A 14,393-nucleotide genomic window follows, 5' to 3' on the forward strand; every position below is an offset into this window, starting at 1 on the left:
CTTCCTCTTGTTTTGTTATTCATGAAGGCTTCCTCCGTTTTTTCGATATTTCGATTAAAACATAAATAACCCGTAAGAGGGGCACTTTTTTCAAAGTTTCCATCTTACGGGTCACAGTTCACCATTGGGGACTGGCCTTTTTTTGTTTTTTATAGAATGGGGAATGGCTCTTTTAGCCGGATCATAAAGTAACGCGTGCTGAGCTTATAAGTATTATTAATAAGCTATTTGGATTTAGCACTTTTTCGGAAATGTCATTCTCGGACGTCCCTGCTAAAGCTTGGTATGCAAGCGCTTTATCTATAGCGAAGCAAGCTGGCTATTACAAAGGTTTTCCTGATAATAAAGCGAAAGCGGATACTGAAGTAACTCGTCAAGATGCTGCAACATTAATTGCATCTGTTTTTTCACTGGAGCCAGGCACTAAAGCGAGTCAGCCTGATGTACAAGCGAAGCTGTTTCTTCAATTAGGAGCTATGCAGTATGGGTAGATTCGGGTGCGAAGATAGCTGCTCAGGATGGATTCACGGAGTTCACGATTGATCTCAGCAACAATTCCAATCTATCGCCTGAGAATTTGAAGAAAGTGGATGCCATTGGCATTCAGTTTGTTACACCTTCTACGGCTGGAACCGCTACAGCTTATATTGACGGGATCATAGCTTCTAATTAAGAGCGCTGCGATCCAGGTGTGAAATAAGGGTCCCTGCATGTCCATTAGGATTGTCTAATGGACATGCAGGGACTATTTTGTATGATCGGTTTATAGTTAATGATTTGAATACCATTCCCCGAACTTGCCCATACATTCGTAACCGAGCTCTGTCATTTGCGCGTTGAAGTCATCAATGACTTCGATATTTCGTACAACAGGCATCGTATCAATGATTGGTTTAGCTTTTAGCCCAGGAACAGAAGTGCTGCCAATATGGTGGATATCAATAAGTGCATCAGCGAAGATCTCTTTAAACTTACGAGATTCTTATAAGAAGATAAGATTCCATTCCTCATTGTATTTGGTGACAGTAACTTCCATTTCGCTAACCTCTCTTTATGTTTGATTCCTGGATTTCCCCATTATAGAACAAGTGTTCCTAAAAATCAAATGCTAAATTTAATATTGGCGGGCATAATCAACGAGATTTAGGGATGGAGTGCCAGAAGATAAATAGGAATTTATATTTTCGGTAAAAATATTTACGATTCGATTAGCGTATTGATCGGTTATGCCAGCAGAATGAGGAGTGATGACTACCTGCTCCATAGTCCATAGTGGATGATTCTGCGGGAGGGGTTCGGTTTCGAATACATCCAGTCCCGCACCACGAAGCTGACCGCGATTCAGTGCATGGATTAGAGCCTCAGTATCAGTAGTCGCTCCACGTCCAACGTTAATGTAATAGGAACCTTGTTTAAAGGCAGAGAAGATTGCAGTGTTAAATAATTGCTTAGTTTCATCGGTGATAGGGAGTATATTGATGATGAAGTCGCCTTGGCTCACAGCTTCTGGCAGATGGTCAGTGGTGTACACTTGATCAAAATTAGCGAGTGGCTTGCCTGAGCGACTTACTCCGATCGTCTTCATCCGGAAGGCTTTAGCTATTCTGGCGGTTTCGCTGCCGATGGCTCCAGTTCCAACAATAACGGCTGTCTTTCCGAACAATTCACTCTCACTACCGTCAGAATTCCAGTAGCGGTTCATCTGATTGCGAACGGCTGTATGCAAATTACGTGTGAAGAGAAGCATGAAGCCGAAGATTACCGCAGAAATAGGCTCGGCGTGCACTCCGCTCCCACTAGTCAATAAGATTTCACGTTCCTTAAAACGCTCTAGAGGGAGCTTCTCAATTCCAGCGGACCAGGATTGGACCCAGCGAAGGGGCGAATCTGGACGAAGAAGCGTATCGGCGATGCCTTTAGCCCAGCCGATTACGATTTCAGCATCAGCAAGCATTTGTAAATCCGGATTTTTGCCGTCACCTTGTGTGAATGTATAACCGGGGGCTGCTGCTTGGATCCTTTCCTGTTGTTCGGCTGTAAGTGGTTGTAAACATACTATGGACTTAGTCATGATGTATTCCTCCTGCTCTAAGGTTTGATGAAAATGGATAATGTTATAGGATAAGGATACCAAATCTATAGGAGAAGGTGAAATTGATATGGATGCTAGCGTGTCGGATAAAGATTCAGAAAGATTATTTATTGCTGTGAAATTACCCTCAGAACTTCGACAAGTTGTGGCGGAAGAATGCTCTAACCTATCTCAAAATTTTCATTTTTCAAAATGGACTCATCCAGAGGATTATCATATTACCCTGCAATTTTTAGGAGACACCCCAAAGACGGAAATTCCGGATTTAATCATGGCGTTGAAGCAGATGTCAGAGCAATGCCGCCCCTTCAAACTATCCTTGGATAAATGGAATACATTCGGTCTGCCAAAGGCTCCAAAAGTTTTATGGGTAGGGGTTTCTGGCGAATTAGAAGAGCTGAATTTACTGGCTGCGAGAGTACACACTGCGACGATTCCTTTAGGTTTTTCAGCCGAATCTAGGGAGTATAAACCACACCTCACAGTGGCTCGAAAGTACCTTGGAAAAATTTCATTTAATGATAAATTGCTGGAAAATTCACTGAAATTGGATGATGAAAAAAGATCAAAAATCTTTCATAGAGACTGGACGATTGATAGTTTTGTGTTGTATGCTACCAGAATGTATGCCATTCCTATGTATGAAATGATTGAAAATATTACATTTTAAAATCGGTATTTATGTTTTCAAAGCTTCCGTTTTCGGTTACATACAATAGGAATGTGCCGTGAAATAGGAGGAATATCATGTTAATTTTTAAACAAAACCGCTGTATCGCTTTGCTTGTTAGCGTTATACTAGTGTGTTTCTCTGCCATAAGCTTAATGCAGCCTAATCAGGTTGCCGAGGGGAAAATAGATAGTGTGCAGATGGATAAGCTGCAATCCACCAGCCGAGCATCGGTAATTAGTTATTTGCAAGAAGAATCAATATCTAGTAAGACGAGGGGCACTACTAAAGTTTCACCAACGAATAAGCTTTATAACACAGCTAACCTGTTCAGTTCCACTTGGAAACCAGAGCAGAATGTAGAATGGCTTAGTAAGAATAAAATAAAGCCACAAAATACATCGCAAGCTTCCATAGTTCGGGTAAAGACTGATGTAGCACGATCAAATCCAGCTGCGCAGAAAGCGACAGCGAAAAAGAGCGCTCAGACTGTGGTTAAGACAGTCTCAGCATCTCAGAAAAATCCCCTCACAACATTGTACTTCTCTCGGACCGAGCTATTAAGCCAGGAGCAGCAAAGTAAAGCAACCCGGCGCTACGCAGTATCCGAAGAAGAACTGCTTCTGCTACAAAAAATTGTAATGGCAGAGGCGGAAGGTGAACCGTACCAGGGCAAGGTGGCAGTTGCCAACGTTGTTCTGAATAGGCTACGGTCAGCCAATTTCCCCGACACGATATATAAGGTCATTTTTCAAAAGCATCAATTCAGTCCTGTAGCTAACGGGCGTCTTAAACGTGTGAAGCCTAACGATGATAGTATTAAAGCGGTGAATGCTGCGCTCTCTGGCGTGAAGGAAGTTCCTGATAATACTTATTTTTTCCTATCGCTTAAGCTTGCGCAGGATCTTACCGTACATCATTCGCAGGAGTATGTGAAGACCATTGGTAATCATACGTTTTATAAATAATTGACCGAATCTGTAAACCTCAGCTATTTATAGGGTAAACTATGCTATATAACCCTGGAGGTGGAAGGATTGTCATGAAGATCACTTATTACGGACACTCGGCACTGCTGGTAGAAACAGAGCAAGCGAAAGTTATTATTGACCCTTTTTTGTCAGGAAATCCGAACTCTGGTATTTCACCTGATGACATTACTGTAGATGCTGTCCTGCTGACTCACGGTCACTCGGATCATTTAGGTGATGCTGTGCAAATTGCCAAACAGAATGATTGTCCGATCTTTGCTGTTTTTGAGCTTGCGGAATACTGCCGAATGAAGGGTGCCAAGGTTAAACATATGAATATAGGTGGCAAGCATATTTATGATGCCATTACCGTTAAATATACTCAGGCGTTTCATTCCTCATCGATTCAGGAAGGCGACGTTTGGATTTATGCTGGACAGCCCGCAGGTATTTTATTGACGATTGAGGGGAAGACGTTATTCCATGCAGGCGATACCGCACTATTCAGCGATCTGCGTCTGATTGGTGAAAGAACTGCGATTGATTTGGCGGCTCTGCCAATTGGCGATATGCTGACCATGGGACCGGATGATGCGCTCCTTGCTGCGCGCTGGCTTCAAGCGGACAAGGTCATACCACTTCATTACAATACATTTCCGGATATTGCTCAGGATGCTATGGATTTCTGTGATCGTCTGCGACAAGAAGGGATAGAGGGATTCCCGCTTAAAGCTGGCGAAAGTATAGAAATTTAATCTGGATCACATGTTTACACAAAAAAGCAGGTAGCCGGGGATATCCCGGGCTACCTGCTTTTCTTTACATATATTTGGGCCCCCACAAAGTATCTGAGTACGCATCCAAGAAGATACGAGGTTGTCGTCTATTAAAGACGATAACCGTTTCTCGTAGAAATATAAAGATAATGTATAGCGTAAAAGTTACATTCTTATATTTGAAGAAAAGCTCCACTTTGTAAGGATATTTTATGGAGTAATGCACACTGCCTCATCGCCTCGGGCTTGAGATCTTGCTCCTCTGATATCAGCTGTTTTGTCTGCGGGGTTGCCTAACATCTGCAGAACGGTAGTCGCGCAACTTTGCGGTTGATGTTTATCAGGGGCGAGACGGCGTTTACGCTGCTCTTCGAGAACAGAATATTCACGGAGCATCATAGAGAACCATTTGTTTACTACCTCACAATCAAGTACCTCTGCTAGTCCTAGCTCTACGAAATATTGGCAGTTTTTCTCTTCCTGACCTGGAATAGCTTTATAGAAGAGCATTGGAATTCCCTTAGCCTGACCTTCGGTACAGGTCATTCCGCCAGGCTTTGTGATTAGAAGGTCGGAAGCATCCATCAGTTTATTGATTTCACTGGTATATCCAAGAATCCTGACGTTAGGATGATTAAGTCTTGGATTGGATTTCATTTTGGCTATAAGCTTCTCGTTACTGCCCATACAGAAGATGAGCTGGATGTTATCCATTCTGGCTGTGAGTGAATTCATAATCTCTTTGCCGAACATCAGTCCCCAGCCTCCACCCATTATGAGAACAGTAGGGATATCGGCTAGACCTAGTTCCTTGCGGAGCAGCGTCTTGTTGGATCTTTCCCAGAACTTCGGATGCACAGGTATGCCCGTGACCGTTACAAGCTCAGGAGCAATCCCTCGGCCTGTTAGAATTGATTTGACGCGTGGGGTAGAGACGAGATATCGATTGACCTCGGAATTTACCCAGCTACCATGTGCATCATAATCTGTAATTAACGTATACAGCGGGACCTCCAATCCACGACGCTTTAGTCTGGAAATGACAGCGGCCGGAATGGGGTGTGTACAAATAATCAAATCAGGCTTTAGCTGCTCGATTACTTGAGAGGCATGTGTATAAAAAATCCGGTGAAGTGCCATCTTAGTCAACGGGTTCAATGATTTATGATATTGTGTCTTATACATCATGCCGACCAGCTTAGGCTGGCTGCTAACTGTTTTTCGGTAAGCGGAAAGAATCCATGGGGCGACCATCGGGTTAAGAAATTTACCTAGCTCGATGACTCGGCACTGGACATCCGGATTCAGCAGCTTTATTCCTTCGGCCAGAGCATAGGCTGCTCCTGTGTGGCCCGTACCGAAGCCTTCCGAAAACAGCAGTACTCTTTTCTTTCGCATAAGTTCACCTGCTACTTTCCTTTTCAATAGAAATGCGGATTTTCTTCTAAATTAGATGAGGGAAAACTGCTCTCTACTCACATTATACAAATAAGACGTAAATAGAAAGTTAAAACCCTGCAATAAATAAAAAAATAAAAGATTTTTTAAAGTATTGCAAACTGCAAAGCTACGTGTTAAAGTAATGAATGACCAATTGACCGGATTAGTAAAGTGGTCAGATAGTCAGCGGTAATGATATTTTCTGGAGAAAGGAAGTGGGCACAGGTGGCAGTGGTGGATCGAAGACAGCAGGTGCTTCAGGCCGCAGCAAAATCTTTTTCATTATTCGGCTATAAGGCGACTACCATGGATCAGGTTGCTAAGATCGCAAATGTTGGAAAAGGAACCATCTACACCTTTTTTACAAACAAGGAGCAGTTGTTTGATGAGATCCTGCGCGATATGATGGTAGAAATGAAGATGATTGCTGATCGCGAGATCAGGCGAGACAGACCTTTCTTTGATAACCTGCATCGTGTGCTGGATGCCCTGCTGGAATTTCGAAGTGAGCAGGAGTTATTCATCAAGCTTTCCCAGGAGAGTCGCGAATTCGGAACGCCGCAGGCAGGAGAAGGGCTCGAGAAGATCGAGAACTTAGTTTTAGAATATTTAGAACGGGAGGTGCAACAAGCGCTCCAAAAGGGAGAAATTAAACCTTGCGATCCTAAAATCGTATCTGTAGTCATGTTCAGGCTATATATTGTATTGACTGCTGAACTGAATAAAACACATACTCCCTTGGACAAGGAACAGATCAAGATGTACTTTCATTTGTTTCTCGCCGAAGGATTGGCACAGTAAGCGTTGATTCAGGATAGGGATGCGTATCAGATTGCTTTCCCTTAACAATTTCCAAGCTGTTTTAGGCATTGAAGAAGAGCCGAAAGGCGTTTTTTTATCCCTTGTATTGACCGAATGGGGAAAATGGTCACCTGGTGTTACGTAATATTTCGCAAACAAAGCATTCTAAAGAGAGCATAAGCTCATAAGGAGAGAACCAGAATGAAATCAATATCCGTATTTACCAAGGATCTTGGCGCAGCACTGAGAAATCCAAAGGTGCTGATTCCGATGATTGCCATCCTATTTATTCCGGTGATGTATAGCGGATTCTTCCTAAAGGCATTCTGGGATCCGTATGGCAAGATGAATGAGTTACCGGTTGCTGTGGTCAACCAAGACGTCGGTGCCAATTATGAAGGGAAACAACTTCAGGCCGGAGATGATCTGGTTGAAGAGCTTAAGGTAACCGATGGCTTTCAATGGAACTTTGTTTCATTAGAAGAAGCACAAGCAGGAATGAAGGACAATACCTATTATATGGCGATTATTGTTCCAGAAGACTTCTCTGCTAAAGCAACAACGCTTTTGGATGATGAACCACAACCGGCAAAAATTATTTACGAGCCAAATGAAGGCTACAACTTCCTGGCCGGTCAAATCGGTGGAACGGCTGTAGCAGAAATTAAAAATAAAGTATCTGCTAAAGTAACAGAAGCTTATGTGGAGTCTGTATTCAATCAGATTACAGAAGTATCTGATGGATTGGGCGAAGCAGGAGATGGAGCTTCCAAGATCGCAGATGGCGCTGGTAAGCTAGATGATGGAGCCTTGAAGCTGAAAGATAATCTTCTTGTACTGACAGATGGTACAGGTAAACTTCAAAATGGTGTAGAACCCCTTACACAAGGCGTGACTGATTTGAATGCAGGTGCTACGGCGCTTAAAACAGGAACAACCACGTTGGCAAGCGGATTGCAACAACTGTCTACTGCACACACGCAGCTTCAAGACGGGGTTGCACAAAGCGCTGCAGGCAGTAAACAGCTTAGTGATGGCTTAAAGCAAGCTGTAACAGGTGCCACACAGCTTCAAGCAGGAACGAAGTCTGCTGTGGATGGTACTACTAAATTACAAGCAGGAACACAATCTTTAGTTGACGGCAGCGCGAAGCTGGAAGCAGGTTTAACCTCTTCCGTTGATGGCAGCGCGAAGCTGGAAGCAGGCTTGCAGGCTTCCGCAGAAGGTAGCACAAAGGTTACTGAGGGCGCTAAAGCGGTCGCTCAAGGGTTGCAGCAATTGGCACAGGCTAGTCCTGAGTTGGCACAGAATCCAGCCGTACAGAAGCTCCTAGCAGCTAGTGCAGCTGTTGCTCAAGGTAGTGAGCAACTGCAACAAAGTCAAGAGCAGCTGGCACAGGGCGCTACTGCACTCCACAGTGGGCAAGAGCAACTGGCACAAGGTGCAACTCAACTGCACTCGGGTTCACAGCAGGTAGCTGCTGGTGTAACTCAGTTGCATGATGGAGCACAGCAATTAAATGCTGGTAGCACACAGCTTTTGACAGGACAGCAAAAACTGGCACAAGGCGCATCTGCAATTGTAACAGGTGGCGAAAAGCTGAATGCAGGGATGCAACAATTTGGTGCGAAGCTAAAAGAAGCTGCAGCTGGAGGCAACAAGCTGGCTGAAGGCGGTAAAGCACTTGGCGATGGTACCTCAAAACTGCTAAGCGGTGTAGGCGAACTGGGTTCCGGTATCAGTGCTGTAGCAGATGGTTCGAAAAAACTGGCTGACGGTGCAGGCGAGCTGAAAGATGGTATGGATGATCTGAAATCTGGATCAACAGAACTGGCAACTAAGCTTGGCGATGCTGCTGAAAAAACAGGCAGTGTGAATAAGTCAGATAAAATGATGGAAATGTTCGCACAACCAGTTGTGGTTGAGGATCAAGTTGTAAATCATGTACCGAACTACGGCACAGGGTTTGCTCCTTACTTCTTATCTCTTGGGTTGTTCGTAGGTGCTCTGATTTCTACGATTGTTATTCCAATGCGTGAATCAGCTGTAATAGGCGCAAGCCGTATGAATCGTTTTATCAGCCGTACGCTTACGTTCACAATCATGAGCTTTATCCAGTCTATGCTGGCTGCTGTGGTTGTATTGTACGGACTTGGACTAGAAGTACAAAGTGTACCGCTATTCTTCCTATTTACATTCTTGACTAGTCTAGTTTACACATGGGTAGTTCAATCCATTGTTACTTGGCTGGATCAACCGGGACGTTTTGTTGCTATCGTTATTCTTATTTTCCAATTAACAACTAGTGCCGGAACATTCCCACTTGAATTGATCCCGAGCTGGATGAAATTCTTTAACCCACTGCTTCCAATGACTTACACAGTTAGTGGTCTTAAATCAGTAATTTCTACTGGGGACTTCAGTGCAATGTGGAGTGACGTAGGTGTGCTTGCAATCTTCGGTCTTGGGTTCCTTGCTCTTACTTTCGCTTACTTCATGACCCGCAGTCGGGACAATGAAGCTGGAATGAAAAGTGAACAAGCTATGACTGTATAATTTGAAAAAAGTATTTAAAAAGCGTCTCCTCTGGGAGACGCTTTTTTTGAGTTCAAATCATAGGCCCCTTTTTCTTGCAAACATTCAAGGGCAATGAAAAACCTTGAAACGCTTTCATTGTATAAGTTTTTATGCGTTAATTATGCATAATTATGCATGTATGAGTTTTTTTGAACTTTTGTCCACTAAAGCTGTGTCGCAAAAAGAAATGTTAATCAGCATCATAAAAAAGTTTAAATTGCGCTGTTGTCACCTCGGTGATAAAATAATATCACTAATCTGGCTTGAATAATTATTAAAGTTTTAATCTGAAAAATTTTCCAAAGATTACGCCATACTTTATAATAGAAAGGTTGCGTTCGATGAGACACACTGAACTGCCCGGAAAACAGGGCCTGTATGATCCCCAGTTCGAAAAAGATGCTTGCGGCATGGGATTTGTAGCCCATATTAAAGGCAAACCGTCCCATGATATTGTTAGTAACGCTTTAACAATGCTCTTTAATATGGAGCATCGTGGCGGACAAGGTAGCGAACCCAACTCTGGTGACGGAGCAGGTATCATGCTTCAAATTCCGCACCGTTTCTTTGCTAGTGAAGCCCAGAAGCTTGGCTTTGCTTTGCCGGAACAAGGCCACTATGGCGTAGGCATGATTTTTCTATCTCATAACGAGAAGGTTCGGGCTCAACATGAGGCTCTCTTAAGCAACATTATTGCTGAAGAAGGTCAGGAAGTGCTCGGCTATCGTGATGTACCTACCTATGATGAAATGCTTGGCAAGACAGCGAAGGCTGCAAAGCCTTTTGTACGCCAAGTGTTTATCGGTCGCTCGGCCTCGGTTACGAACGAATTGTCTTTTGAGCGTAAGCTTTATGTCATCCGCAAACGTGCAGAGCTTGCGATTCGCTATGGTGGTGTAGAAGAGGCTGAAGCCTTCTATATCCCAAGCTTGTCATGTCGTAAGATTGTATACAAAGGCATGCTGACTACAGAACAAGTCGGACAATTCTACCTGGATTTGCAGAACGAAGAGCTGGAATCAGCGATCGCGTTAGTTCACTCCCGCTTCAGTACGAATACCTTCCCAAGCTGGGAACGTGCGCATCCCTACCGCTTTATGATCCACAATGGTGAGATCAATACCTTGCGCGGTAATGTGAACTGGATGCATGCTCGCCAGTCGCTGTTCAAGAGTGATGTGTTCGGCGAAGATTTGAACAAGATCAAACCTGTTATAAACCCGGATGGATCGGACACTGCAATGTTCGATAATACCTTTGAGTTTCTTTATTTGAGCGGACGCTCCTTGACACAGGTAGCTATGATGATGGTTCCTGAACCATGGAGCAATCATGACAGTATGGACGCCGACAAGAAAGCCTTTTACGAATATCACAGCACTTTGATGGAGCCATGGGACGGACCTGCTGCAATGGGCTTTACAGATGGTGTGCAAATCGGCGCTATTCTGGACCGTAACGGCTTGCGACCTGCTCGTTATTATGTAACAAAGGACGACATGATTATTCTTTCCTCCGAAGCGGGTGTACTGGACATTCCAGCAGAGAACATCTTATATAAAGACCGCCTGAAGCCTGGACGCATGCTGCTCGTGGATACGAAGGAAGGCCGCATTATCTCCGATGAGGAAGTCAAATCGGCTATCACCACCGAGAAGCCTTACCGCCAGTGGCTGGATGAGCATTTGATTAGTCTTGAGGAGCTTCCAGATGCGCCTGAGCTACCAAATCCTAAGCATGACAATGTGCAGCAGCTGCAGCAAGCGTTCGGCTATACTTTTGAGGACTTACGCAAGGTGCTTGAACCAATGGCATCTACTGGTGCTGAAGCTGTAGGTTCCATGGGTTATGATGCGCCGCTAGCTGTGCTTTCAGACCGTCCGCAGCGTCTATATAACTATTTCAAACAAATGTTTGCTCAGGTAACGAATCCACCAATCGATGCTATTCGCGAAGAGCTGGTTACCTCTACTACGACTACGATTGGACCAGAGCGTAACTTGCTTAAACCAGAACCAGAAAGCTGTCGCCAAATCTCACTACACACACCAATTCTTTCAAATGAAGATTTTGCGAAAATTCGTCATGTTCGTCGTGCAGGCTTCAAGTCGATGTCTATTCCGATTCTTTTCCCAGCTGAGCTCGGAGCAGAAGGAATGCGTATCGCGCTGGAGCGTATGAACGAGGCTGCTGATCGCGTGATGGCTAAAGGTCATAACATTCTGATTCTGACGGACCGCGGTGTGGACAGGGAGAATGTTGCGATCCCTGCTCTACTTGCGGTATCTAGCTTGCATCACCATCTGATCCGGCAAGGAACACGGACAAAAGTTAGTATTTTACTTGAATCCGGTGAACCTCGTGAAGTCCATCATTATGCACTTCTGCTTGGTTATGGTGTGAGTGCAGTCAATCCGTATCTGGCATTTGAAAGCTTGGATGATATGATCGGCCAAGGCTTACTGCGGGGAATATCGCATGAGAAGGCTGTGAAGAACTATATTAAAGCTGCGACTAAGAGCGTAGTTAAGATTCTTTCCAAGATGGGGATTTCGACGATTCAATCCTACCGGGGCGCTCAGATCTTTGAAGCAGTGGGTCTGAACTCGGAATTCGTGGATCGTTACTTTACTTGGACACCTTCCCGCATTGGCGGTATTGGTCTGGAGGAAGTAGCAACCGAGGCACTTATCCATCATAACCGTGCTTTCACGGAAAAAGACGGAAATGATAAAGTGCTTGATTCCGGTGGTGATTATCAATGGCGAAACGATGGGGAAGATCATTTGTTCAACCCACAGACCATTCATCTGCTTCAGCACTCCGTGCGTAGTGGAGATTATAAGATGTACAAGAAATATGCTGCACTTGTTCAAGGTGAAAGTGAGAAGCATCTGACGATTCGTTCCTTATTACAGTTCAAGTCAGCTTATGAACCGGTTCCATTAGAAGAAGTAGAACCAGTGGAGTCCATTATGAAACGGTTTAAGACAGGTGCGATGTCCTTTGGTTCCATTAGTAAGGAAGCACATGAGACCCTCGCTATTGCAATGAACCGGATCGGTGGTAAGAGTAATACTGGTGAGGGCGGAGAAGATCCAGCCCGCTATATCCCGGACAGCAACGGCGATTCCCGTCGCAGTGCGATTAAACAAGTAGCCTCCGGACGTTTTGGAGTTACATCTAACTACCTTGTTAACGCTGATGAGATCCAGATTAAGATGGCTCAGGGTGCTAAACCAGGGGAAGGCGGACAGCTTCCAGGACGTAAAGTTTATCCATGGGTGGCTGAAGTGCGCGGTTCAACAGCTGGTGTGGGCTTGATTTCACCTCCACCGCATCATGATATTTATTCGATTGAGGATTTGGCAGAGCTGATCTACGATCTGAAGAATGCCAATCCACGTGCAAACATTAATGTTAAGCTCGTATCTGAAGTCGGAGTAGGTACGATTGCTGCTGGCGTAGCCAAAGGGCGCGCTGATATTATCCTGGTAAGCGGCTATGACGGGGGGACAGGTGCATCTCCGATGAACTCCATTCGTCATGCAGGTCTTCCATGGGAACTTGGCTTGGCCGAAACGCATCAGACGTTGATGCTGAATAATCTGCGTGACCGCGTTGTACTGGAAACAGACGGAAAAATGCTTAGCGGGCGCGATCTAGCCGTAGCTGTATTACTGGGTGCTGAAGAGTATGGCTTCGCTACTGCTCCGTTAGTAGCTGTGGGTTGTATCATGATGCGTGTCTGCCAAATGGATACTTGTCCGGTTGGTGTAGCGACACAAAATCCAGATCTTCGTAAGAACTTTACGGGTGATCCACAGCATGTAGTTAACTTTATGACCTTTGTGGCACAGGATTTACGCGAAATTATGGCGAGTCTTGGCTTCCGTACGATAGAAGAGATGGTTGGCCGTACAGATTGCTTAGACGCTGCTCAAGCTTCGCAGCATTGGAAGAAGAAGGGCGTAGATTTGAGTAGTCTGCTGCATGTACCGCAAATGCCAGAGGGAAGCACACGCTTCTGCAGTAAACGTCAGAATCATGGTCTGGAGGAGACGCTTGATGTCTCTAAACTACTGGATCTGGCAGCACCTGCACTGGAATCTGGAACGGCTGTAGAAGCATCGTTACCGATTACGAACGTTAATCGTGCCGTTGGAACCATCCTTGGTAGCGAGCTGACACGTAAATACGGGGCAGCCGGTTTGCCTGATGATACGATTCGTCTTCATTTCACCGGTTCTGCTGGTCAAAGCTTGGGTGCATTCGTGCCTAAGGGGATCACACTTTCGGTGGAAGGCGATTCCAATGACTACGTTGGTAAGGGACTTTCGGGTGGTAAGATTATTATCAAACCATCTCCAAAAGCTACCTTTGCAGCTGAGGACAATATCATTATCGGGAATACTGCATTCTACGGAGCAACAGCTGGGGAAGCTTATATCAACGGTATCGCTGGTGAGCGCTTTGCTGTTCGTAATTCTGGAGCGAAGGTCGTTGTAGAAGGTGTAGGTGACCACGGTTGTGAATACATGACTGGAGGCCGTGTGGTTGTTCTTGGTGAAACAGGCCGTAACTTTGCGGCAGGGATGTCTGGCGGTATCGCCTATGTCTACGACCCTGATAGAACCTTCATTGGCCGCTGTAATCTCGAAATGGTACTGCTTGAAAGAGTGGAAGAGCTAGAAGAGATCGAAGAGCTGCGCGAGCTGATTAGCCGTCATGTAGAGCTTACAGGCAGTAAGGCGGGAGCGCGGGTATTGGATCAGTGGGCAGATAGCTTGCCGAAGTTTGTTCGTGTCATTCCGAAGGATTACAAACGGATGATGGAGCAGATTCGCAAAGTGGAGCAAACCGGATTGACCGGCGAGGCTGCTTTGATGGCTGCATTTGAAGCGAATATGCGCGAGCTTGCACGTGTAGGCGGCTAAATACCTGCATTCTGAAAAAACAGGTAATATTGAATGAAGTGATATAAGGGACTTGGACTCTTTCGTTTGTGGGAGGCCAGGTCCTTTTTTGCTCAAATCGAATCGAATCCTCGGTCTAAACAACGTTAG

At 45.0% G+C, this 14,393-nt stretch carries 12 protein-coding genes; 9 read left to right on the plus strand and 3 right to left on the minus strand.

Annotated features, from left to right (window positions below; all coding sequences use genetic code 11):
- Positions 1–251 precede the first annotated feature (251 nt).
- Together L1028_RS02885 and L1028_RS31440 are read left to right on the plus strand one after the other, a co-directional pair.
- Entirely contained in the window at positions 252–491 is a 240-nt protein-coding gene (locus L1028_RS02885) for an S-layer homology domain-containing protein (protein WP_234531161.1), read from the plus strand.
- Between the two features lie 47 nt (positions 492–538).
- A complete protein-coding gene (locus tag L1028_RS31440) occupies positions 539–673 on the plus strand; it encodes a hypothetical protein (RefSeq protein ID WP_341482478.1) in 135 nt (44 codons plus the stop codon).
- Between the two features lie 96 nt (positions 674–769).
- Here the strand turns inward: L1028_RS31440 and L1028_RS02890 are convergent, their stop codons facing one another.
- Together L1028_RS02890 and L1028_RS02895 are read right to left on the minus strand one after the other, a co-directional pair.
- Positions 770–961, minus strand: a complete 192-nt coding sequence (locus tag L1028_RS02890; RefSeq protein ID WP_279306830.1) for a GrpB family protein — start codon at positions 959–961, stop codon at positions 770–772.
- A 153-nt stretch (positions 962–1,114) separates the two neighbouring features.
- Positions 1,115–2,071 (minus strand): D-2-hydroxyacid dehydrogenase, encoded by a 957-nt coding sequence (locus L1028_RS02895; RefSeq protein WP_234531162.1) that lies wholly within the window; start codon positions 2,069–2,071, stop codon positions 1,115–1,117.
- A gap of 88 nt (positions 2,072–2,159) precedes the next feature.
- Between L1028_RS02895 and thpR the strand changes: the two genes are divergently transcribed.
- The 3 genes from thpR to L1028_RS02910 all read left to right on the plus strand — a co-directional run bounded on the left by thpR (position 2,160) and on the right by L1028_RS02910 (position 4,488).
- Positions 2,160–2,762, plus strand: a complete 603-nt coding sequence (gene thpR / locus L1028_RS02900) for an RNA 2',3'-cyclic phosphodiesterase (protein ID WP_234531163.1) — start codon at positions 2,160–2,162, stop codon at positions 2,760–2,762.
- A 77-nt stretch (positions 2,763–2,839) separates the two neighbouring features.
- Positions 2,840–3,730: a cell wall hydrolase gene (locus L1028_RS02905; protein WP_234531164.1), complete on the plus strand. Its 891-nt coding sequence runs from the start codon at positions 2,840–2,842 to the stop codon at positions 3,728–3,730.
- Between the two features lie 74 nt (positions 3,731–3,804).
- Positions 3,805–4,488, plus strand: coding sequence for a metal-dependent hydrolase (locus tag L1028_RS02910; RefSeq protein WP_234531165.1), 684 nt, complete (start codon positions 3,805–3,807; stop codon positions 4,486–4,488).
- A gap of 231 nt (positions 4,489–4,719) precedes the next feature.
- On the opposite strand, the gene L1028_RS02915 is transcribed toward L1028_RS02910, so the two are convergent.
- A complete protein-coding gene (locus L1028_RS02915; RefSeq protein ID WP_234531166.1) occupies positions 4,720–5,907 on the minus strand; it encodes an MGDG synthase family glycosyltransferase in 1,188 nt (395 codons plus the stop codon).
- A 267-nt stretch (positions 5,908–6,174) separates the two neighbouring features.
- Here L1028_RS02915 and L1028_RS02920 point away from each other — a divergent pair, with 267 nt between their 5' ends.
- The 4 genes from L1028_RS02920 to gltB all read left to right on the plus strand — a co-directional run bounded on the left by L1028_RS02920 (position 6,175) and on the right by gltB (position 14,264).
- A complete protein-coding gene (locus tag L1028_RS02920) occupies positions 6,175–6,750 on the plus strand; it encodes a TetR/AcrR family transcriptional regulator (protein ID WP_094871433.1) in 576 nt (191 codons plus the stop codon).
- A 19-nt stretch (positions 6,751–6,769) separates the two neighbouring features.
- Positions 6,770–6,895, plus strand: coding sequence for a hypothetical protein (locus L1028_RS31230; RefSeq protein ID WP_279306825.1), 126 nt, complete (start codon positions 6,770–6,772; stop codon positions 6,893–6,895).
- A 56-nt stretch (positions 6,896–6,951) separates the two neighbouring features.
- Positions 6,952–9,306: a YhgE/Pip domain-containing protein gene (locus L1028_RS02925; RefSeq protein ID WP_234531167.1), complete on the plus strand. Its 2,355-nt coding sequence runs from the start codon at positions 6,952–6,954 to the stop codon at positions 9,304–9,306.
- Positions 9,307–9,668: 362 nt separating this feature from the next.
- Positions 9,669–14,264 carry a glutamate synthase large subunit gene (gene gltB / locus L1028_RS02930; RefSeq protein ID WP_234531168.1) on the plus strand — a complete coding sequence of 1,532 codons (4,596 nt, stop codon included), beginning with the start codon at positions 9,669–9,671 and terminating at the stop codon, positions 14,262–14,264.
- Positions 14,265–14,393: the final 129 nt, after the last annotated feature.

Source organism: Paenibacillus pseudetheri (assembly GCF_924513355.1).
Classification (GTDB): Bacteria; Bacillota; Bacilli; order Paenibacillales; family Paenibacillaceae; genus Paenibacillus_AQ; species Paenibacillus_AQ pseudetheri.